Origin of the sequence: Candidatus Nanosynbacter lyticus (assembly GCF_030253515.1) — a bacterium.
Taxonomy (GTDB): Bacteria; Patescibacteriota; Saccharimonadia; order Saccharimonadales; family Saccharimonadaceae; genus Nanosynbacter; species Nanosynbacter lyticus_A.
This window is the reverse complement of record NZ_CP124549.1, coordinates 563,308-589,156: the sequence shown is the minus strand read 5'-3', so window position 1 is coordinate 589,156 and position 25,849 is coordinate 563,308. Positions and strand designations below refer to the sequence as shown.

23 protein-coding genes are annotated in these 25,849 nt (G+C 51.7%); 19 read left to right on the top strand and 4 right to left on the bottom strand.

What is annotated here, in order from left to right:
* Positions 1-3: 3 nt before the first annotated feature.
* Positions 4-519, bottom strand: a complete 516-nt coding sequence (locus NLML1_RS03135; protein ID WP_285441357.1) for a hypothetical protein — start codon at positions 517-519, stop codon at positions 4-6.
* A 130-nt stretch (positions 520-649) separates the two neighbouring features.
* Entirely contained in the window at positions 650-3,166 is a 2,517-nt protein-coding gene (locus NLML1_RS03130) for a M1 family metallopeptidase (RefSeq protein WP_285441356.1), read from the bottom strand.
* 20 nt (positions 3,167-3,186) lie between these two features.
* Between NLML1_RS03130 and NLML1_RS03125 the strand changes: the two genes are divergently transcribed.
* From NLML1_RS03125 to NLML1_RS03090, 8 genes are all read left to right on the top strand, one after another.
* On the top strand, positions 3,187-3,876 hold the full coding sequence (locus tag NLML1_RS03125; RefSeq protein ID WP_285441355.1) for an HNH endonuclease family protein: 690 nt from the start codon (positions 3,187-3,189) through the stop codon (positions 3,874-3,876).
* 63 nt (positions 3,877-3,939) lie between these two features.
* On the top strand, positions 3,940-4,392 hold the full coding sequence (locus NLML1_RS03120) for an RpiB/LacA/LacB family sugar-phosphate isomerase (protein ID WP_285441354.1): 453 nt from the start codon (positions 3,940-3,942) through the stop codon (positions 4,390-4,392).
* Positions 4,389-5,039, top strand: coding sequence for a ribulose-phosphate 3-epimerase (locus NLML1_RS03115; RefSeq protein ID WP_285441353.1), 651 nt, complete (start codon positions 4,389-4,391; stop codon positions 5,037-5,039). Before NLML1_RS03120 ends, NLML1_RS03115 begins: the two co-directional genes overlap by 4 nt.
* Before the next feature lie 6 nt (positions 5,040-5,045).
* The gene (locus NLML1_RS03110) at positions 5,046-5,906 is read left to right on the top strand and encodes a transketolase (protein WP_285441352.1); all 861 of its coding nucleotides are present in this window, start codon (positions 5,046-5,048) and stop codon (positions 5,904-5,906) included.
* On the top strand, positions 5,903-6,865 hold the full coding sequence (locus NLML1_RS03105; RefSeq protein WP_285441351.1) for a transketolase family protein: 963 nt from the start codon (positions 5,903-5,905) through the stop codon (positions 6,863-6,865). The genes NLML1_RS03110 and NLML1_RS03105 overlap by 4 nt, the downstream gene beginning before the upstream one ends.
* 263 nt (positions 6,866-7,128) lie before the next feature.
* Entirely contained in the window at positions 7,129-8,040 is a 912-nt protein-coding gene (locus NLML1_RS03100) for a class II fructose-bisphosphate aldolase (protein ID WP_285441350.1), read from the top strand.
* Complete coding sequence (locus tag NLML1_RS03095; protein WP_285441349.1) at positions 8,040-9,002, top strand: carbohydrate kinase family protein; 963 nt, start codon at positions 8,040-8,042, stop codon at positions 9,000-9,002. The genes NLML1_RS03100 and NLML1_RS03095 overlap by 1 nt, the downstream gene beginning before the upstream one ends.
* Positions 9,002-9,643 (top strand): hypothetical protein, encoded by a 642-nt coding sequence (locus NLML1_RS03090; RefSeq protein WP_285441348.1) that lies wholly within the window; start codon positions 9,002-9,004, stop codon positions 9,641-9,643. Before NLML1_RS03095 ends, NLML1_RS03090 begins: the two co-directional genes overlap by 1 nt.
* Before the next feature lie 17 nt (positions 9,644-9,660).
* On the opposite strand, the gene NLML1_RS03085 is transcribed toward NLML1_RS03090, so the two are convergent.
* Entirely contained in the window at positions 9,661-10,347 is a 687-nt protein-coding gene (locus NLML1_RS03085; protein ID WP_285441347.1) for an LOG family protein, read from the bottom strand.
* 87 nt (positions 10,348-10,434) lie between these two features.
* Between NLML1_RS03085 and uvrB the strand changes: the two genes are divergently transcribed.
* The 11 genes from uvrB to NLML1_RS03030 are packed head-to-tail and all read left to right on the top strand — an operon-like array spanning position 10,435 to position 24,364.
* Positions 10,435-12,405, top strand: coding sequence for an excinuclease ABC subunit UvrB (uvrB, locus tag NLML1_RS03080; RefSeq protein WP_285441346.1), 1,971 nt, complete (start codon positions 10,435-10,437; stop codon positions 12,403-12,405).
* Between the two features lie 31 nt (positions 12,406-12,436).
* Positions 12,437-13,282, top strand: a complete 846-nt coding sequence (locus NLML1_RS03075; RefSeq protein WP_285441345.1) for a hypothetical protein — start codon at positions 12,437-12,439, stop codon at positions 13,280-13,282.
* On the top strand, positions 13,275-15,122 hold the full coding sequence (locus tag NLML1_RS03070; RefSeq protein WP_285441344.1) for a hypothetical protein: 1,848 nt from the start codon (positions 13,275-13,277) through the stop codon (positions 15,120-15,122). Before NLML1_RS03075 ends, NLML1_RS03070 begins: the two co-directional genes overlap by 8 nt.
* 32 nt (positions 15,123-15,154) lie before the next feature.
* Entirely contained in the window at positions 15,155-15,442 is a 288-nt protein-coding gene (gatC, locus tag NLML1_RS03065; protein ID WP_285441343.1) for an Asp-tRNA(Asn)/Glu-tRNA(Gln) amidotransferase subunit GatC, read from the top strand.
* Positions 15,442-16,812, top strand: a complete 1,371-nt coding sequence (gatA, locus tag NLML1_RS03060; RefSeq protein ID WP_285441342.1) for an Asp-tRNA(Asn)/Glu-tRNA(Gln) amidotransferase subunit GatA — start codon at positions 15,442-15,444, stop codon at positions 16,810-16,812. Before gatC ends, gatA begins: the two co-directional genes overlap by 1 nt.
* Entirely contained in the window at positions 16,812-17,231 is a 420-nt protein-coding gene (locus tag NLML1_RS03055; RefSeq protein WP_138077328.1) for a hypothetical protein, read from the top strand. The genes gatA and NLML1_RS03055 overlap by 1 nt, the downstream gene beginning before the upstream one ends.
* Entirely contained in the window at positions 17,228-18,733 is a 1,506-nt protein-coding gene (gene gatB / locus NLML1_RS03050; RefSeq protein ID WP_285441341.1) for an Asp-tRNA(Asn)/Glu-tRNA(Gln) amidotransferase subunit GatB, read from the top strand. Before NLML1_RS03055 ends, gatB begins: the two co-directional genes overlap by 4 nt.
* Positions 18,730-19,302 (top strand): NUDIX hydrolase, encoded by a 573-nt coding sequence (locus tag NLML1_RS03045; RefSeq protein ID WP_171272086.1) that lies wholly within the window; start codon positions 18,730-18,732, stop codon positions 19,300-19,302. Before gatB ends, NLML1_RS03045 begins: the two co-directional genes overlap by 4 nt.
* Positions 19,299-20,207: a UTP--glucose-1-phosphate uridylyltransferase gene (locus NLML1_RS03040; RefSeq protein ID WP_171277874.1), complete on the top strand. Its 909-nt coding sequence runs from the start codon at positions 19,299-19,301 to the stop codon at positions 20,205-20,207. Before NLML1_RS03045 ends, NLML1_RS03040 begins: the two co-directional genes overlap by 4 nt.
* Positions 20,197-20,538 (top strand): DUF5665 domain-containing protein, encoded by a 342-nt coding sequence (locus NLML1_RS03035; RefSeq protein ID WP_285441340.1) that lies wholly within the window; start codon positions 20,197-20,199, stop codon positions 20,536-20,538. The genes NLML1_RS03040 and NLML1_RS03035 overlap by 11 nt, the downstream gene beginning before the upstream one ends.
* Positions 20,539-20,596: 58 nt before the next feature.
* Positions 20,597-24,364, top strand: a complete 3,768-nt coding sequence (locus tag NLML1_RS03030; protein ID WP_285441339.1) for a DNA polymerase III subunit alpha — start codon at positions 20,597-20,599, stop codon at positions 24,362-24,364.
* A gap of 15 nt (positions 24,365-24,379) precedes the next feature.
* Here the strand turns inward: NLML1_RS03030 and NLML1_RS03025 are convergent, their stop codons facing one another.
* The gene (locus tag NLML1_RS03025) at positions 24,380-25,798 is read right to left on the bottom strand and encodes a threonine/serine exporter family protein (RefSeq protein ID WP_285441338.1); all 1,419 of its coding nucleotides are present in this window, start codon (positions 25,796-25,798) and stop codon (positions 24,380-24,382) included.
* Between the last annotated feature and the right edge of the window lie 51 nt (positions 25,799-25,849).

The window sequence follows — 25,849 nt, the reverse complement described above, 5'->3', positions numbered from 1 at the left end:
TCGTTAGTTAGGGTCTCGGTTGATTACTGCACTTTCGATAGAACAGTCTTCTATGGTGGCTTCAAATATATTGTTACCGGCTGGCGTGTCGATAACGCGTGTTTTGAAGCCTGTGTCGCCTCGTGAGCAAAGGGCGGTTATCTCAAGAGTATGTGGAAATAGCTCACCCCTTGGCGTAGGATTACTGCTTGGTTCATTTATACCAGTAACTATGACATTGCCGCCGCCGGGGCAACCAACAGTAACTACTCCGAGCCTTGGCTCTCTAGTTATATTATATTCGTAAGTTTCAGCACTCTCAATCTGCGGTACTGCTAACGAATCGTGGCCGCAAGCCACGGAGACAGTCTTGTGTTCGGTAGTTTTCTCCCCTGAGCAGCCTACGACTCCAAATGCGGCTGTGCCAGCCATTAAAGCCCAAGCCACGGCCTTTTGCCCCAGCCTACGCGCGGTGTCAGCTATTTGGTGTAGTGTATCTCTCCGGTCTCCCTGGCTACCAATAGTGTTGTGATTTCCCATAGAATCTCCTTAAATTGAGTTAATTTATTACCTCAAACACGTGCCAACTCCACTCAGTGTGACTAAATGTTTATCCGTGATTATACCACTTGATATTACATAAGTCAATAGTAAAAGCGTATAACTCACATTACTTATTAAGCGCATCAATAACCGCGGCCTGATCCCGCTCAATCAGTGCTACTCTGCCAGCGATTTCGCGGATGCCCAGATCAATGGTGCGGGTCAGGGCTGGTTCGGCGCGCAGCGGCGTGGTAAATTCGGTGAAATCGTTTAACTCATCGCGGGTCAACAGAGCGCTGGCGGCGTAGCGGATAAAAGTATCGTAGCTTTTATCGCCGCCAAAGGTATCTTTCACCCACGACCAATTTTCTTTCAGCCAATTCCAAGCAATTTGCCGGTTTTCCCGCGTACGGATCAGATAAATAAACCAGCGGCTGGCATCTTGTGGACGTATGATAGTAGTATCCTTGATCGCTGTTAAAATTTGCTCGGTAGTTGCTGGATTCTTCGTCGAGGTCAAGCTTAGTGCGATATCAACCTGCAGGTCGGCTGACGGCGTATTCTGATATATCGTAAAAAGCTTGTCAATCATTTCTGGCGTCTCAAACTGTCTGACATTGGCGTTGATGATCAGCGGGCGAATCTCAGCTGGTAAATCATCTGGGTCGGTTTCGTCAAAGCGTCGTTTGACCTCCGTGAGCGCTACTGAATCCTCACCATATAACATCAAACCCAGCGCTGCCGTGCGCCGCTCGCGATCATCATCAGACTCGCCGCTCCGTTCATCCCAGCCAAGTTCCATGAAGGTATCGTGGGCAAATTCAGCAGAAATCTGCTTTAGCCGAGCACGTCCTGCTTCGTTATCGTCAACAAATTTCCGTAATTCCGCCAGCGCACCGGCCGCCATACTAAAAACCTTCTCATTGGTCTCGTGCTGAAAAACGCGTGCCAGCGGTAGCAGCGCCGCCGAACTTTCTCGTCCAGCCCGTGTTAGCAGCGTCATGTCTTGCAGTAAGCAAATTTTATCTAATGTCGGTAATTCTGCCGCCTTTTCGATCAATCGGTCTCGCATTACTGAGTCGTAATGCGTTACGAAATGTCCGTTCAGTCCGCAGTTCAGTCGAACGTCGCTGTTTATCGTAAATGTTTTCTCGCGCTCGGTCAGAATATCATCAAGCGGCTGATTGGCGAACAGCGGAATCGGCCACAGGACGTCGGACGGCTGATGATCACCGATGAAAAAGCGTTCCTGGCGCAGGGTGGCGGTAGGTTGTCTATCAGAACTATCTTGCTCGACCTGTACAATCGGCAAACCTGGCTGCGAAATCCAAGTGTTCATCAAGTCAACAATCGGCTGTTCGCTGGCGGTTTCTAGCTCCTGCCATAAATCATTACCAACAGTGTTTTGGTAAGCAAATTTTTCAAAATATGACTTCAGCCCTGCGCGAAACGCCTCCTCGCCGATTAGCCGCCGTACCATCACCAGCAGACGCCCGCCCTTGGCATAGACAATTGCTGGGTCAAACAAAGTGCTGATCTCATCCGGGTGATTAACATCGGCCTGTACTGGCTGCACACCATCCAGGCTATCGCGCCGCAGTGCCGCGGTGACCTCGCTCGTCGCAAAATCCTCCCACATCCGCCACTCAGGGTGTAGTGCGTCGACCGCCACATACTCCATCATGTTGGCGAAGCTTTCGTTTAGCCACAGGTCGTTCCACCACTGCATAGTCACCAAATTACCAAACCATTGGTGGCTGAGTTCGTGGGCGATGACGGTGGCGATAAAGCGTTTGGATGATTCCGGCGTTAATCTCGGGTCAGCCAGCAGGCAACTTTCGCGGTAGGTGATGAGTCCCCAGTTTTCCATGGCGCCCGACGAGAAATCTGGCAGCGCCACATGGTCGGACTTTGGCAGCGGGTATGGCACGCCGAAATACTCATTATAAAAATCAATTGAGCGAGTGGCGATGTCCAGCGCGAAATCTAGCGTGTCCTCGCCCTGGGCTGGCGTGGCCCAAACATTGACTTCGACGCCAGATTTAGTGCGGGCAGTTTTCTTGTGGAGCTCGCCGACGACAAAGGCCAGGAGGTAACTGCTCATACGCGGCGTAGTGGTAAAGGTGGTTGTCAGCGCGCCGTCCTTTTCAGATGATTCAGTGACGGGCATATTGCCAAGGACGGTTAGCCCTGGAGTGGTTACGAGCGTTACATCATAGGTGGCTTTGGCGGCTGGCTCGTCAACGCACGGGAAAACTTCGCGGGCGTGGTGCGATTCAAATTGGGTGGCAAACAGTTGCTTTTTCACGCCATTGTGGGTGAAATAACACGGATACAGCCCGTGCATAGCGTCGGTGATGGTGCCGGAAAACTCAATGTGAACGACATGTTGGCCGCTGGAAAACTCTGGATTTAACAGGCGCAGCTCATCAAGTTCACCAAGAGAAAACTCAGCCGGCTGGTTGTCAATTGTAACTGAATGAATAGTTAATTCTTTAGAATGCAGCGAAATTGACTCGCCAGTTGACTCGCCAGAAATAATCACTGTGCCAGAAAACGCTTTTTCTTCGGCGCGTGTTAGGTCGAGGGTTAATGCGTAATGATGTGGTATAAAGGTGTCGAGTAAGCGTGGAACTGTTTTCATACTTTCATTATAATATAGATATGGTGACGAGGAAAATTAGACAGCGGCAGATAATGGTACTGCTTGTCATGGCGGCGGTGGGTGCAGTAGTGTGGGCGGTGCAACTGCAGCAGCCGCGGGTTACACCGACTTCGCCGTCTATGCAGCAGCAATTGTTTGGTGACTCAAACGCCCAGGCGGAGTTAGCTAAACTAGAGGTTAAAGGTCGCGCACCCAAAACAGGCTATAGCCGCAAACAATTTAGTGATGGTTGGGGTAAAATGAGCGGCTGTTCGGTGCGCGAAGTGATTTTGGCGCGGGATCTAACGGAAACAAAAATTGATGATAGATGTCGCGTGTTGGCCGGGACGCTACGTGACCCGTATACCGGCCGGATGATCAAGTTTCAGCGCGGGCCAGAGACCTCGTCGAAAGTACAAATTGATCACGTGGTGGCGTTAAGTGATGCGTGGCAGAAAGGTGCACAGCAATTACCCCGTGAGGAACGAGAAAAATTGGCAAACGACCCGCTAAATCTGTTGGCCGCTGATGGTCCGGCCAACCAAGCCAAAGGCGATGGTGATGCCGCGACCTGGCTACCTCCCAATAAACCGTTTCGCTGCCAGTACATTGAACGGCAGGTAGCCATCAAGCGTAAATATCGTCTGTGGGTAACAAATGCAGAAAAAGAGGCGATGGGCAAGGTGTTGGCCGGCTGCGGCTCGACGTGATGAGTTGAGCTTCCAAGGACTTGATTGGTTGCAAATATCGCCCAAACCGCTTATACTAAACCCATGAAGATTTATCTTGGTTCAGATCATCGCGGGTTTGCATTGAAAGAAAAAGTATTTGCGTATTTGGCGAAGAATGGCTACGTAGTCGAGGATGTTGGTGGTCGTGAGCTCAATCCCGATGACGACTTTCCGCAGTTTGCGGCAGCGGCAGCGCTGCGAGTGATTGGTGATGGCGAGGATGAGCCACGGGCAATTTTAATTTGCGGCGGCGGTCAGGGTATGTGTATGGCGGCGAATCGTTTTAAGGGGATCCGCGCCAGTGTTATTTGGGATGCACATGAAGCGAGGATGACGCGGCGTGACAATAATTCGAATGTACTGTGTCTGCCGGCTAGGGTCCTCGAGGACGACGAAGCTGCCTGGAAGGGTATTGTTGAAACGTGGCTCAATACTGCATACGCGGATGCTCCGCGGTATAATCGGCGCAATGCGCAACTGGATGAAATCGTATGAGTAGTGTTATCGCCCCGGCAATTTTGGCAGAAAATGCCCAGCAATACAAAGAGCAAGTTGATAGAATTACTGGCTTTGCTGAGCGGGTGCATATCGATTTGACTGATGGTGAATTTGCGCCAACCGTTACGGTTGGTATTCCAGAGTTATGGGCACCAGAAGGTTGGACGATTGATATTCATGCCATGGTGAACAAACTGGATGAGTATGTGCCGAAGTTGATCACGCTGAGGCCGCACTTGATTATTATTCATGCCGAGGCCGAAGGCGACGTGTTGGGGGCGCTCAAAGAAATTAAGCGCTCGGGTATTATGGCTGGGCTAGCACTACTGAGGCCAACAGTGCCGCAAACCGTCGAAGAGCTTATCAAAGAGGCAGAGCATGTCCTGATTTTCAGCGGTGAGCTAGGTAAGTTTGGCGGAACAGCCAGCCTGATGCAGCTGGAAAAAATTCGGCTCGTCAAGATGATTAATCCGAATGTTGAAATTGGTTGGGATGGTGGTGTGATGGTTGACAATGCTTATAGCCTTGTTCAGGGCGGCGTGAACGTCCTGAACGTTGGCGGGACAATCCAAAAAGCAACTGATCCACCAGCAATGTTCGCTAAACTCCAGCAGGAAATTAGCAAGACGGGTGTGCTCGGGTAGTTTGCTATGAGCGAACTTACGATTGGCCGGCTGGAAGAGAAGGCGCGAGAACTACGACAGTTGGTTATTCGTCAAGTAGCAGCTGCCGGCAGCGGTCATGTGGCGGGACCGCTGGGGTTTGCTGATGTGATGGCGGTGCTGTATTTTCGGATGCTTAGATTGCGGCCAGAAGAGCCGGATTGGCCTGATCGCGATCTGTTCGTCATGAGTAACGGCCATTATGCGCCGCTGCTATACGCAGCGATGGCGATGCGCGGATTTTTATCGGAATCAGAGTTAATGAGTTTGCGGCAGTTTGGCTCGCGGCTACAAGGGCATCCGGAGCGGGTAAAATTACCAGGGCTAGAGACGACCAGCGGGCCGCTAGGCTGCGGTCTCAGCCAGGCTGTCGGTATGGCGTATCATTTGCAGTATTTGCAGAATTCGGAGCGCCTTGTATATTGTAGTTTAGGTGACGGTGAACTTAACGAAGGCAATATTTGGGAGGCGGCGATGTTTGCAGCCAAGTATAAATTAGGCCGGCTAATCAGTATTGTTGATCGTAATACTATTCAAATTGGCGGCGATACAGAAAAAGTCATGCCGCTGAATGATTTGGGTGAGAAATGGCGCGGTTTCGGCTGGCAGGTGCAGGAAATTGACGGGCATGATATGGCGCAAATTATCGCGGCGGTTGAATCGGCGCAGGCAGTACGCGAGCAGCCGAGTATTATCATCGCGCATACGATACCCGGGCGCAGCGTTGATTTTATGGAGGGTGATTATCGGTGGCACGGCAAGGCGCCGAATGCTGAGCAAGCCGCTGCGGCGCTGACACAATTGGGTTTACTGGCTAAGAAACAGCCGGAAGAAGGGATGGGCGTATGAGCATGTTGCGGGATGATTGGCGCGCGGGAAATACCGCGTCGATGCGGCTTAGTTTTGGCCATGGGTTAGTTCACACAGCAATGAACAATAGTCAAGTTGTGGCGCTAAGCGCTGACTTGGCAGAAAGTGTTGGCTTTGGCGAATTTGCTGAGCGAATCGGTGCGCCGCGGTTCATTGAGGTTGGTGTGGCAGAGCAAAATCTGGTGACAGTAGCGTCGGGGCTAGCAGCCATGGGTAATATCCCGTTTGCGGCTAGCTACGCGGCGTTCAGTCCGGGGCGTAATTGGGAACAAATTCGGACGACGATTTGCCTGAATAACCAGCCGGTCAAGCTGGTCGGTTCACATGCCGGGCTGAATGTCGGTGCGGACGGCGCGACGCACCAAATGCTGGAGGACATCGCGCTGATGCGGAGTCTGCCAAACATGGTGGCCTTGGCACCAGGTGATGCCTACGAGGCCGAAATGATGGCAGCGGCGATGGCGGCTGATCCGCGGCCAAATTATGTGCGATTGCCGCGAGCTGACATGCCGCTGTTTTTGGATGGTGAGGTGGCCATTGGCCGAGCGTCCGTACTGCGGCAGGGTAAAGATGTAGCGTTACTAGGTACTGGCACGATGACGTATCAACTCCTCATGGCGGCAGAACAATTGGCGTACGCCGGCGTTCAGGCAGAAGTCGTGCATTTTAACACTATTAAGCCGCTGGACGAAGCAGCGGTCATCGCCGCCGCCCAAAAATGCGGCCGTGTGGTGACGGCAGAAGAAGGGCAAATTGCCGGCGGATTTGGTAGCACGGTGGCGGAAGTGCTTAGTGAAAAATTGCCAGTCAAAATAAAGCGTATCGGCGTCCGCGACCAGTTCGGCGAAAGCGGCTCGGTAGTTGAATTATGGCAAAAGCATGGACTAGATGTCGAAGCAGTTGTCCGACACGTAAAAGATGACCTGTCATTTATTTAGGCTTGCGCAGACGTCAGGGAATTTCTCAAGCGTCCACAGAGCTATACAGGAAATTGTCACGAGTGTCGCGATCTCCTATGATGCTGCATAAGTAAAAATACCAAGCTCCCTCATCAGGATTGACCCCATGATGAGCCAAAAAATCAAGGCCAGCATTTTGACGAAAACTGTACAAAAATAAATCGTAAAACCCCTTCGCCTCTTTTCATTTTCCGTCACCGCTGCTATAATAACCATAAGTAGCATAAGGGATAAAAGGGTATATGGGACTGACAATTTCTGACATTCGGCGTAATACCACGCATGCGCGCCATCTGATGCAGCGGACACGGGCGCAGCACTTTGCGGTCGGGGCGTTTAATATTGATAATCAAGAAACGCTGATCGCGGTGGCACGGGCGGCGCAGAAGCTCCAGTCGCCAGTGCTGGTGGAAGTATCAGACGCCGAGGTCAAGGCCATGGGTCTGGAGAATGTGCGCGATTTGGTGGATAATTATAAGGCAGAATACGGCATTGAGATGTATCTTAATTTGGATCACGGGCCAACGGTCGAGGGTTGCAAGCGGGCGATTGACGCGGGCTATGAGTTTGTGCATATAGACATCTCCCAGGCAAATCACGATGCTTCGGATGAGGAAATCATTGCCAAAACCCGTGAGGTTGTCGAGTATGCCAAGTTCACCGGCGCGTTGGTGGAGTCGGAGCCGCACTATTTTTGGGGTTCGTCAAACGTCCATACCGAGGCGATTGACTATGAAGAAATTAAGAAAACCTTTTCCACGCCAGAAGGCGCGCGTGATTTCGTAGAGGCGACGGGAATTGACACTTTTGCGGCGGCGATTGGTAATTTGCATGGGTTGTATCCGGTGCCGAAAGTCCTGGATTTGGAATTATTAGGGCGCATCCGCGAAGCACTTCATTGCCAGATTTCGCTTCACGGCGGGTCGGGCACACCACTGCATTATTTTGAGGAGGCGGCAAAAATTGGTGTTTCTAAAATTAACATTAATTCCGACATGCGCTACGCTTTCCGCACGACGCTGGAAAGGATCTTGCGCGAAAACCCGAATGAATACGCCATCGTCAAACTAATGCCACCAGTGTACATGGCCGTTCAGGAGGTGGTTGAGACGAAAATTCAGGCCTTCGGTTCAGCCGGAAAGGCGGTGGTGTAATGGCAAGAATTATTACTGTTGGTGCTGGTGTGCAGGATGTTTTTTTAAGCCAGTCAGACGCCTTGGCTCCGGTGTGCGACAGTCCAGAACGTTGTTTTGCTAAGTTAGAACTTGGTGCCAAGGCCGACGTCAACCAGATCCATTTTTCGACAGGTGGGGGTGCGACGAATGCCGCGGTAACCTTTGCCAGGCAGGGCCACGAAGTGATGTTTTTGGGCGTTGTCGGCCGTGATCCGGCTGGCCAAGCAGTGCTGGATGATCTGGACGCCGAGAATGTTGATACGCGATATGTTCGATTTTCCCAAAAATACAATACGGGCTACTCGGTATTGTTATTGGCGCCAAATGGTGAACGGACAATTTTGACGTATCGCGGCGCATCAACGCATTATCACGCGGCTGATTTTACCGTGGCGGATATTGAGGCTGATTGGCTATATGTGTCGACGCTGGCGGGTCAGATGACGGTCTTGGATAAGGTATTTCGTGAGGCGCGAGCAGCTGGTATGAAAATTTGCTTTAATCCAGGCAAGCGAGAGCTAGCACAGCGTGATAAGCTAATGGGACTGCTGGATGATGTGGAGGTATTGGCACTGAATAAAGAAGAGATGCAACAGTTAGTGCCGGGTGATGATCTGGAACAGCTGGTGCGGCGAGCAAAAGAGCTTGTGCCGGTGGTGTTGCTAACAGACGGTGTGAATGGCTCGATGGTATCTGATGGCGTAACGATTGTCAGAGCGGCGATGTATGAGGATGTGCCAGCAATTGATCGGACTGGTGCAGGTGATGCATTTGCCAGTGGCTTTTTGAGTCAGTGGGCTCATGGCGCCCAGCTGAAGGACGCAGTAGTATTTGCCAGCGCAAATTCAAGCTCGGTCGTCAATCATATCGGTGCTAAAACCGGTATCTTACATCAAGGCGCACGACTACATGCCATGCCACTAAGCGAAAAGGAGTTTTAATGTCAAGAAACTTAACAAAATTATTGGGTGATTCAGTGCGGACACGAGTTGCCGTGAGCGAGCTCAGACGAATGGCCGGCGATGATAGCGATGTGAGGTTGATTACTGAGATTTTAGCTCGGGCTCATTCAATTATCCGTGCGCTTGGGCTTGATCCGGCGGACACGACGGGCAGAGAAGTGTATCAGGCGCTAATGGCTGCTGCGCCGCGGATTGATCAGACAGCCTGGGCGAGAGCTAGCGACTGGGTGATGATGGATTTTGATGGACAGATCATCTCATTTCATCCGGTGGATATCGTCGAAAATTATCATCATCAATTACCATACGGTCAGCATCGTATCGAATCTGGTAAGCGCGGGCTTGGCTATGAAATAACCCGTCGTTTTTCAGCTCATCCACGTACCCATACGCCGACTGTTGAGCGCGTCGTCTGCGAGGGCGGGATTTGCTATGTTGCCTCGGCCGTCAGTGAGCCAGTCAAGTCCGCGTCGCCGTTCCAGTTACCGGTAGCTGACGCTAAACCAAAACGCCGCAAGTCAGCTGCCGTGCCTGTAAAATCTAAAAAATCTGCTAGCAAAAAACCTCATAAAAAGTCCCAGCAAAACGCAAATACTCCGAAGAAATCCCAAAAAGTCTGAATTGACACGATAGGTGATCAGCAATAGGCCTTATTTGCTTGTACCAGCTCAATGATCTCATCGACGCTGTCGGTGATAGTATAAATATCCAGGTCTTTCTCAATGATAGCTCCTTCGGCCAACATATGGTTGCGGAAAAAGGCATCCAAATCGCTCCAAAATGCCGTGTCGAACAAAATCACCGGTGCACGGTTAGCTTTTTCAGTCTGGATCAGCGTCAATATTTCCGCCAGCTCGTCCAACGTACCGAAGCCGCCCGGGAAGTAAATATAGGCGTTGGCAAACATAGTCATGACGATCTTCCGCGGCGCAAAGTGCTGAAACTCGAATACCTCGGTGGCATATTTATTGACTTCCTGCTCGTGCGGCAGCCGGATGTTGAAGGCGATCGACTCGCCGCCAGCAGCCCGCGCTCCCTCTTGGACGGCTTTATTGGCGCCTTCATTGGCAGCCCCCATAATGCCGTGTCCGCCGCCGGAAACGATGGCGTAGCCAAGTTTAGCTAGCCGTTCAGCTGTTTCTTTCGCGGCATGGTAATAGACACTATTCGGATCGGTGCGCGCCGAACCAAAGATAGTTACTGTTTTCTGATATTTCCGGAGAATTTCGTAGCCGCTCTGGATTTCATCTTCCATCTTACCGAGGCGGAACATCGCAGCCTGCAGCTGCACATCGCGCGGAATACATGTATGTTGTGGAGTCATTGAAGTGCCCTTTTTGTTTTATCGCTAATAACTGGTTAACTATATCATGAAAAGTCGGTGTTTGTCAACGATGCTACAATAGGAAGCATGAGCCAGTTCAATCTCGTCTCTAACTATCAGCCGACCGGCGACCAGCCAACAGCGATTGCTCAGTTGGTGGACGGTTTGGAGCGGGGCGAGCGCGAGCAGACGTTGCTGGGCGTGACGGGTTCGGGTAAGACGTTTACTATGGCGAATATTATCGCTCGAGCCAATGTGCCGACACTGGTGTTAGCTCACAATAAGACGTTGGCAGCGCAGCTGTTTTCTGAGTTTAAGGAGTTTTTTCCGGATAATGAGGTGCATTATTTTGTCAGCTATTTTGATTATTATCAGCCGGAGGCCTACATTGCCAGTAGCGACACCTATATTGAGAAAGATTCGAAAATTAATGATGAAATCGATCGGCTGCGGCATGCGGCGACCTCGGCGTTGTTGACACGGCGCGACGTGATCATCGTGGCCAGTGTGTCCTGTATTTATGGCATTGGTTCGCCAGAGACGTATGCTGACATGGCGATTCAATTGACGGTCGGTGAGCGGCGAGTCCAGGATAAGTTTATTCGCTTACTAACTGACATTCAGTATAAACGTAATGACATTGATTTTGCACGCGGCACTTTCAGGGTGCGCGGCGACGTGGTAGATATTTTCCCGGCTGGGCAGGACACGGCGGTGCGAGTGGAGTTTTTTGGCGATGAGGTTGAGAGACTCACGCGAATTGATCCGCTGACTGGCGAGATTTTGGATCAGCCAGCTAGTCTGACGATTTTCCCATCCAGCCACTATTCGACGCCACGCGAACGAATTGAAAAGGCTATCATCGGTATCGAAAAAGAGTTTGACGAGCGGCTCAAATGGCTTGAGTCACACGATAAGTTACTCGAGGCGCAGCGCCTAGCTCAGCGCACCAAATATGACCTAGAAATGCTCAAAGAGACTGGCTTTGTTAAAGGCATTGAGAATTATTCGCGCTATCTGACTGACCGCGAGCCGGGCGAGCAGCCAGCGACCTTGATTGATTATTTTCCCGATGACTGGCTGCTGCTGGTCGATGAGTCGCACATGACCTTGCCGCAAGTGCGCGGTATGTATAACGGCGACCGGGCTCGCAAGGAAGTGTTGGTGGAGCACGGTTTTCGTTTGCCGAGTGCGTTGGATAACCGTCCGCTGAGGTTTGATGAATTTGATCAGCATATTCACCAGGCGATTTATGTGTCGGCTACGCCGGGCGACTATGAGATTGCCCATTCGCCAAAGCCGGCTGAGCAGTTGATTCGGCCGACCGGGTTGCTTGATCCGCCAATTGAGGTGCGGCCGACTGATGGACAGGTTGATGATTTGATGGAGGAGATTCGCCAGACTGTTGCTAGCGGACACCGCGTACTGGTAACCACCTTGACCAAGCGTATGGCCGAGGATCTGAGCACTTATTTGACTGACAATGGAGTGAAAACGGCGTATCTACACAGTGAAATTGACACGCTGGAGCGCGGCGATATCTTGAAAGATCTGCGGTTGGGGACGTATGATGTCTTGGTTGGTATTAATCTGCTGCGCGAGGGGCTGGATCTGCCAGAAGTCAGTCTGGTGGCGATTATGGACGCCGATAAAGAAGGGTTCCTCCGTAGTGAACAGGCGCTGATTCAGACGATTGGCCGGGCGGCGCGGCACGTGGACGGGCGGGTACTGATGTACGGCGACAATGTGACTGACAGCATGCGGCGAGCGATTGACGAGACGAATCGTCGGCGTACTATACAGCAGCAATATAACGAAGAGCATGGCATCACGCCGCAAACCATCCAGAAGAAGATTGACGATGGCCTGCGCTCCATCATCCCGCAAAAAGAATCGGACAAAAAGCCACAGCTTGATTTGAAGAAAATTCCAAAGGATGAATATCCAACGCTGATCAAGGAGTTGACCGGTCAAATGGAGCTGTATAGTGCCAATCTAGAATTTGAAAAAGCTGCCCAGCTGCGTGATTTGATTGCAGAAATTCGCCAGACCATGTAGAATGAGGTTAGCATAAGCGGAGGTAATAATTATGACACAAAAGAAAACAGCATCAACACCAGAGATGGTGCAGCCGGTACAGGACGCAGGCGCTCCACCAGTCCCACAATATGCTCCACAACCGACAGCGTACTATCCCCAGGCTGCTACCGATCCGGGTCGCGGTAAGGCAAAATGGCTGACATTTGAGTATTTACTAGCAATGGTATCGACGGTCGTATCGGCGGTGTTGTTTGCACAAGTACTGGGGTCGTTGTTTACTGCTTGGGCAAAGGTTAATGGTGCAACGACAACGACGATAACTTCGATTGGCGGTTGGCTGGCCGATATATTATCGATAAACATGGTAACGCCGGGAACGGGTATAGTGATGGCGGGTGTATTGGCAACACTGTTTGCAATCGTTGCGCTCATCACATTTGGTCGCGTCTCACGGGCTATTCCAGATCGTGACAGCTACACCAGTAGTATGGCGTATAAAGTAGTAACATATGGTGCATTTGGTGCATTGATAATTCCAGCAATAGTGCTTGTAGCAAAAATAATAACAGTTCTCATTAGTTCACTGCTGTTTATCGGTGCGGGCAGTGCCGATAGGGTGTATGGTGCGCTATATCTCGCCGAGTTTGTGCCATATCTCCTGGCACTAGGGGTAATCGGCGTGACATTGTGGATGCTCAGGGGGATTATTTCTGGCCGTAACACATCTAAGACAATGTCTCTGATTTTGCTGGGTGCAACCGGAGCAGTGCTGGTCGCCGGGGCGATTACGGCAGCCGTCCAAGTACACGATACCGGGTCGACATACACTAGAACCAATGTGCAGCGCAACATTCGTTCGACAATGTGCGATAAGTACGGAGTTGGATGTGACTAACAAAGCGTCTGGGTGGGATAAGGACGGTGGGTTCGTCTTGCCGACCGTCCTTGTAGCGAGCATTATGCTGCTACTGATTTTGTTGGCTGGTCTCCAGCTGGCGTCGGCAGCAGCTAATGCCTTGATGGAGCAGTACTATAATCAGCTGGCACGTGAAGCGGCTGAGGCCGGCGTGGTGCGGATGAATGAATGTATCAGTCGTGGCCATGACAGTGCCATTGCCTCGGGTGTGCGTCCAGGTACTGATTGCCGCGGCAACGGTACAGCGATTGACGTATTTCGTAATGACAAATTACGTTCGTATTTTATTGGTGAATACACCTCAACAACTAATCCGCGGCGTGCTGATGTCAAGGGCTACCTTGAGTTGATCCGAAAATCTGATGGCCGCCCGTATAAGACCTATATTTACAATTCACGCCAGCAAGCTATCCCGGAAGTTGATTTTAAGGGGACGCGCGCCAGTAAGCGCTGGTGGTGTATCGGCGGGTCAGTCTGCCTTGATTTTGGTGTGGGCGGGTCAAATAAACCGACGCCACACCCTCATCCAACACACTCAAGTGGCCCATCCCATGAGGGTCTAACGACAATTTCCGATCGCAACGGTAACTTAAAATTCTACTCTGACGGGCTTCGTATCTGGAATTCAGCGCGAAATATTATGCAGGTTGATAGCTCGGCTCCCGATGGCAATCCAACATGTGACGATGGTCAAACGGCATACTATAGTGAATCACCACAGGGATTGTGTGGCTCGCGTACTGGTACGCAGGCAGTGGTTGCCTTTCCAATCAACAAAGAGGAATCTAAGTATCTCGTAGTATCAAACTCGGCAAATGGTCGTGAGCGGGCAAAATTCGGTACGTTATACTACCACGTTGTTGATTTTACCAATGATCCACTCGGACGAGTGACGAAAAAGAACATGTCCATTGGCATGGCGGGCAGTTTTTCGCGCAACTATTCTGGCGAGGCGATGAATGCCGTGCCGAATAATGCGGGAAATGGTGCGGTGGTGTATACCTATCGGCCGGGTTCGCCGAATCAAGTCTATGCCTTCAATATTTTCTCGACTGACAACGGAGCAACTATTCAGACGCCAAATGCAGCAGTGTATAATGTGCCGTCTGGTCCGGCTCAGCCGTGTATCGTGCAACCAAATCCATCAAGTCCTTCGCGAACGGGATTCGGTTCAATTAACTTTAACAACGAGGCCACCAAAATGCTGGTGTTTATGGGGGGTAGTGTCTGTCCAAATCGTAATGGTAACGCTGGAGTATTACACGTATTTGATATATCTGGAGCTGATACTAATATGACACCAATAGCTCATTGGTCGGTCGGTGTATATAATAATGATCCACTTGATAACAGCCTAGGGTACGCTGCTGATTTTTCATCCAACGGCGACCATGTCTATGTATCGAAAATATATACCGGTGAACTGTTCCGGTATGACATTACTAGTCGCAATAGTAGTGCTATCAAAACAAGTGAGCGGTTTATCGGGTTTACCGGCTGCGAGCATTTCAGGGATTGTGTAATATCTGATTCGCTCCCTAACTCATCAACCCCAAATCACCCTGACTGGAAAGGCCTTGGTGGTGATGGCGGTGGACAAGTTTTGCGCGGCCCAGATGGTCGAGTGTACGTAGCGGATCGTGGGGCCAACAAGATTAGCTACATCGAACGACCAGACGCACCAAATGCGGCAACCGATGCGGCAACGGCGGCGGCTATCGGCTGGAACCGCGGTGGGTTATCACTTGGTTCAGGAATGAGTATGTACGGTCTGCCGCAGATGGTGACGCTCCATTCGCCGCGACTGCTGAGTTATTAGATTTTCCTCGAGACAGTGCTATAATAGACTGCATGACAACTATTTCTACCAGTGACATTCAGCACTTGGCAAGTTTGAGTAGTCTGGCATTAGCCGATGATGAAGTTGATGGACTGCGCCAAGATTTGGAAAATATAATTGGCTACATTAAGCAGCTCGGCGAGCTTGATACGGCGGGCGTGGAGCCAACTTACCAAGTGACGGGTCTGGAAAACGTCTGGCGCGAAGATGAGGTTCAGTCAGGGGTTTCCAGAGAAGTACTGCTTAACTTGGCGCCTGAAAAACAGAATAGTCAAGTGAAAGTGCCGCAGGTATTGTAATGAGTCGGATTAGTGATTTTACCGGAAAAAGCGCGGTCGAAAATGTTAAAGAAGCGTTGAGGCACGCGCGCGACGTTGAAGAATATCATGCGCTGCTGAGTTTGACAGAAGAGCGGGCGCTGGAGCGTGCCGAACTGGTGGATAAGGGTGAGATTTCTGGGCGGCTGGCTGGCGTGCCGTTTGTGGTGAAAGATAATTTCTTGACTTTTGGGGCGCCGACGACTGCCGCGGCGAAAATGCTGGAGAACTTTGAGGCGCCGCTGCAAGCCACAGCGGTTGAGAGGCTGGAGGCCGAGGGCGCGATCTGCATCGGCAAGGCGAACTTGGATGCCTTTGCTCACGGCGGTTCGACGGAAAATTCAGCCTTTGGTCCGACCAAAAACGCTACGGATAAAACTCGGGTAGCCGGCGGTTCTTCGGGCGGTTCGGCGGTCGTGACGGCGCTTGACGTGGTGCCGTTTGCGCTAGGTACAGATACTGGCGGTTCAATTCGTCAGCCGGCCAGCTTTAACGGCGTGGTCGGTGTCAAGCCAACCTACGGTGCAGTCAGTCGCTACGGCGTAGTAGCTATGGCCTCGAGCACCGACACCATTGGTTGTTTCACCACGAATGCTGATGATGCTAATTTGGTGATGGAAATTATGGCGGGCCGCGACGGCAAGGATATGACGACGCTGCCGGACTTTTGGCAGAACCAGCCAGGCTTTAGAAAGAAAAAGATTGGTTTGGTTAAGCAATGTATGACTGACGATGTGGACGCGGCGGTGCGCCAGAAAACGCTTGACTATGCTGAAAAACTGAAGCAGCTGGGTTATGGAATTGAAGAAGTAGATCTAGATATGATGCAATATTCGCTGGCGATGTACTATATCATCGTGCCGGCGGAACTGTCGTCAAATCTGGCACGCTATGATGGTGTGCGTTATGGTCACCGAGCGGCCGAGGTGAAAACGCTGGCGGAATTGTACGGCCGCAGCCGTAACGAAGGTTTTATGACGGAGAACAAGCGGCGGATTATGATCGGTAGTTTCGTGTTGTCGAGCGGTTTCTTTGACGCTTACTACATGCAGGCGCAAAAAGCGCGCACGCTGCTCATTAACGAGTTCAAAAAGTTGTTCACTGAGTACGACGCGCTGTTAATGCCGACGGCGCCGACACCAGCATTCAAACTTGGTGAGAACACTGGTGATCCGATCAAGATGTATCTGTCTGACATCATGACCGTGCCGGCTAGTCTAGCTGGACTGCCGGCAATTTCTGTGCCGGCTGGAAGTAACGGCGAGGGCTTGCCGATTGGCGTACAGCTGATTGGTGATTATCAGTCAGACGGCAACTTACTGAAGTTGGCGGCGGAAGTGGAGGTCATCTGATGGATGGATTGTTGATCGCGCTAGTGGTGGCGGCGCTGGTGATCGGTGGCCTATTGATGCTATTCATTCAGTTGACGTCAAAACAAACGGAGAAGCTCGACCGGGAACTATACCGAAAAGTCTGGCAGGCGGTGCAGCGGGTGGCTGATACAAACAACCCCGACAGTCTGCAAATGGCGATTATCAAAGCTGACAAGTTGCTCGACCGGGCGATGCGCGAATACGGCGTTAGCGGTACGACGATGGGTGAGCGGCTCAAGGCACGGCATGGTCTGTGGACGAATGAGGACGCGGTTTGGTCGGCGCATAAGCTGCGTAATCAAATTGCCCACGAAAGTCGGGTCACCATCACCACCCAGACATTCAAGCGGGCAATGGCCGCCTTTGAACAAGCATTAAAAGATTTGGGAGCGTTATGATGAGTGTATATGATGAGTACGAAATGACCATTGGCATTGAGTGCCACGTCCAGCTGGCGACCAAAACCAAGCTGTTTAGTCCGGCTGATAACGACGCTCGCGACGCTGAGCCAAACGAAAAAACGCACGAGATTGATTTTGGCTTGCCTGGCATGCTGCCAGTGCTGAATAAGCACGCCGTCGAGTTGGCGGTGCGTGCTGGTAAAGCCCTAAACGCGCCGATTGCTCGCGTCAGTCGGTTTGATCGCAAACATTATTTTTACCCTGACCTGCCAAAGGGCTATCAGACCTCGCAGATGTACCAGCCAATCATCTTGGCTGGCTATGTCGATGCGCCGCTAGAAGACGGTTCGCTCAAACGAGTGCGGATTCATCATGCGCACATGGAAGAAGATGCTGGCAAGTTGACGCACCACGACGGCTATTCATTGGTCGACCTCAACCGCGCTGGTACACCGCTGATTGAAATCGTTTCTGAGCCGGATATGCATTCTGCTGAGGAGGCTAAGGCATACGCTTCGGAGCTGCACAAATTGATGGTCTATGCAGGTGTGACGCACGGTGATTTGTATCACGGCAATATGCGCTTTGATGTCAACATCTCGGTGGCTAAAAGGGGCGCGACTGAGCTCGGCAAGCGCGCGGAAGTTAAAAACCTCAACTCGTTCCGCAGCGTCGAGCGTGCCGCTGAATACGAATTCAAACGTCAAGCTGACCTACTGGAGCGTGGTGAACCAGTAGTACAGGAAACCCGCGGTTGGAGTGACGACCAGCAAATCACTACCTCACAGCGCTCGAAAGAAGACGCGCAGGATTATCGCTACATGCCCGATCCGGACATTCCGCCGATTGTTTTGACTGACGAGGAAATCACCGGCATGCAGGAACATATGCCGCTGATGCCGGGCGAGTGCCGAGAGCGGTGGGCTGATCTGGGGCTGGATCATTCGGTGATTACGACGATCCTCGGCCATCAGCCGCTCGCGATATTGCTTGATGCTATCAAGACGCTGACGGTGCATAATGAGCAAGCTGTTCTCGATGAGTTGGGAGTTGACAAGATAAAATATCAGCGGCTGGTCAAGCGGATCTTTAACTGGTTTGCTTCGACGCCGGAGGGGTTGATTGATATGGATCTCATCGGGGAGGGTTATGTTGGGCCGCGTCGGTTGACAGAGTTGTCACTACTCGTCGAGGATAACGAGGTGAGTTCAACTGGCGGCAAAGAGATTTTCCTTAGTTTGTTTGATCGACAATATCTCAAACAGGGGCCGCGCGAGATTGCCGAGAGTAAGAATTTACTGCAGGTGTCTGACGAGAGGGTCATCACAGTCATCGTTGACGAAGTATTACATGACCCAGCCTCGGCGGCATCCATCGCTGACATTCGCTCGGGCAAAGACAAAGCTATCGGCTACCTCGTTGGTCAAGTCATGAAGCGCTCTAAGGGCCAGGCCAACCCAAGCCTCGCCCAGAAGCTAATCCGAGAGCGACTGCAATGAAAACATTCACGCGTATTCAACCAACCACCACGCAAACAGTCGGCGAGGCGTTCAAGCGCTCGGCCGTCATCAAGCGATATCAAACAGAGGATGGTGAACAGCATGAGTTTACGACCTTCTTTTCTGAGGAGTTAGTGTCAGTATTAGTGGTGGCAGTGACGACGGATAACAAGATCGCTATGACCTATCAGTTTCGCGCTGGCCCGGAAAAATGGCTCTATGATTTCCCCGGTGGCGAAGGCGAGCCGGGCGAGGAGGTAGAGGCAGTCGCGCGGCGTGAATTAATGGAGGAGACGGGCTGCACGCCAGGGCGCTTTGAATATGTTGGTGAATGCTATGAGGGCCCGTACATTAATATCAAGATCGCAGTGTACTTGGCGACTGACTGCGTGTACAATGGGGATGCAATCCATCTTGATGAAGCTGAAAGTAGCCAGGGCGCTGAACTACGGTTTGTTTCAGCGACAGAGTTGTTTGCCATCGCTCGGGCGGGTGATTTATGTGTAACAGGGCCATTCGCGCTTTTGTTTGATTATTTAGATAACCTACGACAGGAGGAACTATCATGAAAAAACCAACCAAGGCTATCATCGCTGCCGCCGGCTTCGGTACGCGGTTCTTGCCGCAAACCAAGGCTATGCCAAAAGAAATGATGCCGCTGATCGACAAGCCGATTATCCAATACGTCGTCGAGGAATTGGTCGAGGCCGGTATCAAAGATATCATTATCATCGGCAGTGCTAACAAACGAGCAATTGAGGATCATTTCGACAGGCCGAACGAGGAACTGCTGATTAATTTGCGGGCGGGCGGCGCCAAGAAACAGCCGCTGATTGACATCGTGAATAATTTGTCGGAAATGGCAAACTTTGTTTACATTCGCCAGAAAGGCCCGTACGGTAACGCCACGCCATTGACTTGCGCCGCACATTTGATCAATGGTGATGAGCCGGTTATCTATACGTTTGCGGATGACTTTATCGCTGCTAGTCCCAGCCGGTTTCGCCAAATGATCGCGGCGGCGCAAAAATTAGACGGCGCGGTGCTATCGTGCAAGAAGATTGTTGATGACGCTGAATTTGATCGCTACGGTGTGGTTAACGGCGAGCAGGTTGCCGACGGTGTAATTAAGATGACGAATATCGTTGAAAAGCCGGGCAAAGCCAATGCCCCGTCCGATCTCGCGAGTGTCAGTAGCTATTTGCTGCCGGGCGAGTTCTTTACTTATCTCGAGAAAGCCAAACATGCGTTTGATGGTCACGGCGAATTTACGGTGCAGCCGATTATGCAGAGCATGATTGATGACGGCCATAGTTTTTATGGCGTGGAAATTACCAATGGCAGGTACTATGACACTGGCGACAAGCTAGAGTATCTCAAGACAGTGATTGATTTTGGCATGCGTGATCCGAAGCTTGGTGCGAGCCTTCGTGAATACCTAGTCAAGCGGCTTGAGGAAAATAGTGCCAGCTAAATCGTCAAAAGAACGTGGCCATAAGGATGCTAAGGCCGCCGACCCACGCCCATCGGTAGCTCGCCGCGCCATTGATCGCATCAAGCGTGACAATGAAAACGGCGCCCGGCAGGCAATGATCGAAGATCTGTTTTTTGATTTTCATCGATCGCGCCGGCAGGTTTATTGGATGAACTTTTGGCGCGGCTTTTTCTTTGGTATGGGTAGCCTGGTGGGTGTGACGGTGTTGATCATGGTGTCGGCTTGGCTGCTGGGGCGGTTTGCCGACGTCTTTCCAGCGCTGGCGGATTTTCTCAACCAGCTGATTGATACCATGCAGCGGCGGCGCTAGCATGTTATACTGGGTGGAGAAAGAGGAGGTGGCGCCCACAAGGGAGGCGCAATGAATAATGGCTACCAAACATACGACAGCTTCAGCTCAAGCCGCGGCCGCGTTGCAGCCGTCTGATTACGTACACCTACACAATCACACCCACCATTCGCTTCTGGATGGGCTGACTAAAATTCCTGACATGGTGGCGCGGGTGAAGGAGCTGGGTATGGAGGCTTGTGCTATTACTGACCACGGCACGATGTCGGGCGCGATTGAGTTTTATAAAGCGGCCAAGAATGTTGGCATCAAGCCAATCATCGGCATCGAAACCTACGTAGCAGCCCGCACTCGTCATGACCGCGACCCCGCTAAGGACAAGGCGCGTTATCACCTGACGCTGCTGGCCATGAACCACAAGGGCTATCAAAACCTGATGCAGCTCAGCACTGTCGCCAACCTCGAAGGTGTCTATTACAAGCCGCGCATTGACCACGAACTATTGGAACAATACAACGAAGGTATCATCTGTATGTCTGGCTGTATCGGTGGTGAGCTGGGCGAGAATTTGCGTAATGATGATTATGAAAAGGCCAAGGAAATCGCTGGCTGGTACAAGTCAGTGTTTGGCGACCGGTACTACATGGAGCTCCAAGACCATGGTCACCCGGAAGCGCGCAGTCACTGGCCGGAGCAGAAAAAGGTCAATGATTATATTGAGCGCATCAGCGAGGAATTGGACATTCCCTGTGTGGTGACCAGCGACGGCCATTATCTCAATCACGAAGACCAAGAGGCACATGAGATTTTGTTGTGCGTCGGTACCGGTGCGTATTTGAGTGATGAAAAGCGGATGAGCTTGAAAGATTTTGAGCTGCACTTGACGACGCCAGAAGACATCATCTCGCGGTGGCAAACAACTAACCCGCAGGCAATTGCCAATACCAAAGCCATCGCCGATCGGTGCGACGTAGAAATCAAACTGGGTGATATTCTCATCCCGAAATTTCCAACGCCAAACGGTGAATCCGAAAAAGAATATCTGGATCATCTGGTGTATAGCGGCATGGCAGCACGGTATGCTGGTATGAAGTTGGAGGATGCAAAGAAGCTGCCAAATGATCAGCTGCGAGCCAAGTTATCAGAGGCGCAGCTAGAGCGACTAGATATGGAGTTTGGTGTGCTCGACAAGATGGGCTATAACGGCTATTTTTTGATCGTCCAGGATTTTATCAACTGGGGAAAATCTCAAGGAATTATTTTTGGGCCAGGGCGTGGTTCAGCGGCTGGCTCCATCATCGCCTATGCTCTAAACATCACCGACCTTGACCCACTACACTACGACCTGCTGTTTGAGCGATTTCTCAACCCCGACCGTATTTCCATGCCCGACATCGATATCGATATTCAAGATACGCGCCGCGGCGAAGTTATCGAATATTGTGCCAAGAAATATGGCTCAGAACGAGTGGCTAACATCTGTACCTTTGGTACCATGGCAGCGCGCGCTTCGGTGCGTGACGTGGCGCGGGTATTGCAAGTTCCATACGGCGAGTCTGACCGGCTGGCCAAGCTCATTCCGCCACCCGTCCAGGGTCGTCATGTACCCATCAAAAAGTCGCTCGAGGAAGACCCTGACCTCAAGAAAGAATATGAAAGTAACCCGACCGCCAAAACCGTCTATGACTTTGCCTCGCGGCTGGAAGGAACGATTCGTTCGCACGGCGTGCATGCCGCCGGCGTGGTGATTGCGCCGGATGATTTGGTGAAATACGTACCGCTGGAGATGGCGCAAAAGGGTGTGGTGGCAACGCAGTATCCGATGGGCCCGGTCGAAGAGCTGGGGCTATTGAAGATGGACTTTTTGGGCTTGTCTAACCTGTCCATCATTAACAACGCCCTGCGTATTATTCGTAAAGTCTACAAAACGGATATTGATTTATCAACGCTGCCGCTGGATGATGAAGAAACCTACAAATTATTCCAGCGCGGCGACACCACTGGCGTGTTCCAGTTGGAATCGGCTGGCATGAAGCGGTACCTGCGCGAGCTCAAACCAAGTGTCTTTGAAGACATCATCGCCATGGTGGCCTTGTACCGCCCGGGGCCGATGCAGTTTATCGACTCATTCATCAAGCGTAAACACGGCGAAGAAGAAATCACCTACTTGCACCCCGGTATGGAAAACTCGCTGAAAAACACCTACGGCATTTTGGTCTATCAGGAGCAATTTATGCAGATTTCCAAAGAGTGGTGCGGCTTTACCGGTGGACAGGCGGATACCCTGCGCAAGGCGGTGGGTAAAAAGAAAATCGACTTAATGAAAAAGGTCAAGCCAGAGTTTGTCGAAGGCGCGGTCAAGGTTGGTGGCGCGACCAAGGAAATCGCTGAGCAATTCTGGGACGCACTGGAAGAATTTGCTAACTACTGTTTCAATAAGTCGCACGCGGCGTGTTATGGCCTGATCGCCTACTGGACGGCGTATCTCAAGGCGCATTATCCTGACGCCTTCATGGCGGCGCTGATGACCAGTGACCAGGATGATACTGAGCGCCTGGCCATCGAGATGACCGAGTGTAAGCACATGGGCATTGAAGTGCTCAACCCGGATGTTAATGAGTCATTCGTCGAGTTCGCGGTGGTGCCTAGTGAAAAGAAGATTCGTTTCGGCATGGCGGCGGTCAAGGGCGTCGGTGTTGGCGCGGTGGAAGAAATTATTCGTGCTCGCGAGGCTGATGGCCCGTTCAAGTCGGTCGAAGATTTTGCCAAGCGAGTGTCGACCAGCAAGTTTAACCGCAAGGCCTGGGAGTCGCTGATCAAAACTGGTGCCTTTGATAGCTTTGGTGATCGGTCTGATTTATTATTTAATCTTGATACCATTGTCGCCTTTGCTCAAAAAACTCAGAAAGAGGCCGCGTCGGGGCAGACTGACCTGTTTGGTATGCTGGGTGATGAGTCGGCTGATGTTCAGCCAACGATGCAGCTACAGCCGGCGCCGGCCAAACACACCAACAAAGAGCGGCTGATGTGGGAGCGCGAGCTGATGGGGCTGTATATTTCGGCGCACCCGCTCGATGCGTATGAAACATATCTCAGCGAGCAGGCGCAGCCATTAACGCAGTTAGTGCCAGAATACGACGGTCGCCTGATGACGATCGGCGGTATTATCACGACCGTGCGCACCATCGTTACCAAGTCAGGCAGCAAGATGGCATTCGTTGGGATCGAAGATAAATTTGGCGAGGGCGAAGTTATCGTTTTCCCAAATTTGTATGAGCAAGTCGGTGCCAAGCTCGTCCAGGACGCCGTCATTCGGGTGACCGGCAAAAACTCAGCCCGTGATCGGGACGGTAATTTGGGCTCAGAGAGCAAGATGATTGCTGATGAAATTGAACTGATTTCTGACGATGACCTCCGGCAGTATCAGTCGACTGGCCGTAAAATGGAAGCGCCAAAGATGAGTAGCAAGGTCAAGCAAGAGCGGCGTACGGCATTTCGAACTCAAACGACTCAGCGAGCAGGCGCAGCCCGAGTATCGACAGCGAAAGGGACGAACATGAAGTCAACACCGGCCGACACGACAAACACGCCACCGCGTCCAGCAGTCACGCACGCCGTGCCCGAGACAGAAAAGCTATTTCTTCATATCAAAAACCCGAGCGACCATGATAAACTAGTAGCACTCAAGTCGCTCTGCTCCGCATACGCTGGCGTGACTGATGTAGTGCTAGTGCTGGGTGAGGCTAATAAATCCGCCATGCGCATGCCGTTTCGTGTTGAGGCTGGCGATCAGCTCATGAGTCAGCTGCGTCAGACACTGGGCGACGAGTGCGTAGTCTTGAAATAAGAGTATTCCCCGGGCTTATTGAATGTTAAGCTCTCGTCGTCGCAGGAGCTTATTATACCAGCGAATCATACCGCGTCGTACTGGTCGGCCGATCATATTACCAAGCGATGCACCGATGGCGATGGCCACGCCGATCATGATAGCTCGTGCGAGGACGGCCAGTGACAGTAAAAATTCAGGGTCGGTCGGTGGATTCTCTATCACACCCATCAAGCCGTTATAGAGCGACAAACCCGGCACCAGCGGTACGATACCAGCAGCGATAATGGCCACTGAAGGAAAGCGCCACAGCCGGGATGCCAGCACCGCTGTCAATCCGACTACTGTTGCTGCGGCGCCGCTGGCGATGACAACTCCGAGTGACCCAATTAGCGTACTTGACACCCACCATCCCAACACGCCAACACCGCCGGCAATCAGCATTCCGAACAAACGCGCGTGATTGCCGGCCGCGAAACCAGCAGCAATAATCAGCGCTCCCAAGTATTGCGCCCGTATGTCTGCCGCTAGCCCCAGCCGATCCGGCGTCGTTGGAAAGCTAATCCCAAATCGCTGAATAATATATAGCCCGGTCATTACACCGACAACAATACCCATCGTCGCCATAGTTACCCGCAGCAGTCGGGCATTTGCTGTCACGTAATATTCGTCAATCGCATCCTGAAAGGCGCCAACGATCATCAACCCCGCCACCAATAGCACGATACCGCTGATCACCAGCATTGTCGTATCAACCTGCCAGCCCAGCCAGCCATTCAGCCACTGGGCAGCGCCCGCCGCCAGGGTGATTAGGAGCGCGGTAATGATTTGGAGATAAAATGTCGCGAGGCCCCATTTGTCCAGAATCCTCATCGTCGCCGTCGCCACAAAGCCCATCACAAACGCCAGTCCGCTCATCAGGATCGAGCCGTTAAATAAAATCACCACGCCCATTGACACGCTACCGCCTGCTAGGCAGACGATCCAGCGCGAGTGCTCTCGTGGGCCTGCTAATAATTCCTCAGTGCGTTTTTCAGCTTCGGCCAGTGGTAGATGATGGTCACGGATTGTGAGGGCGAGGTTTTGCAATGCTTGAATTGTCTGGTAATTAACGTATTTTAAGGTAATCGTCCGCACTAAGGTGAGCGGTTCACGTTCGGTGCCGCGATCTTGAGATATGGTAATGAGCGTTGAGCTGATATCAATGTGGACCCGTCGTCTGCAGTACGTGCCGGTGATCCCCAACGCCATATGCACGACGTCCCGAGCAGCCACCCCCATCGCCAGTAGTTCCTCGGCGATTGTCATCGTCATCCGCAGCGCTCGCATATTTGGCGTCAGGCTCTCGTCGATTTTATCTAATTGCCAAATGGGTTCTGGCGTTGGTAATCGTGGAATTCGTCCCAGTGATCGCTTGATAAATTCAGGTACTTTTCTTTTCACAGCTGTTTTCACATCACTACTATAGCGCCTCTTGGCTAAAATGAAAATAGTTTAGTGGGTCGA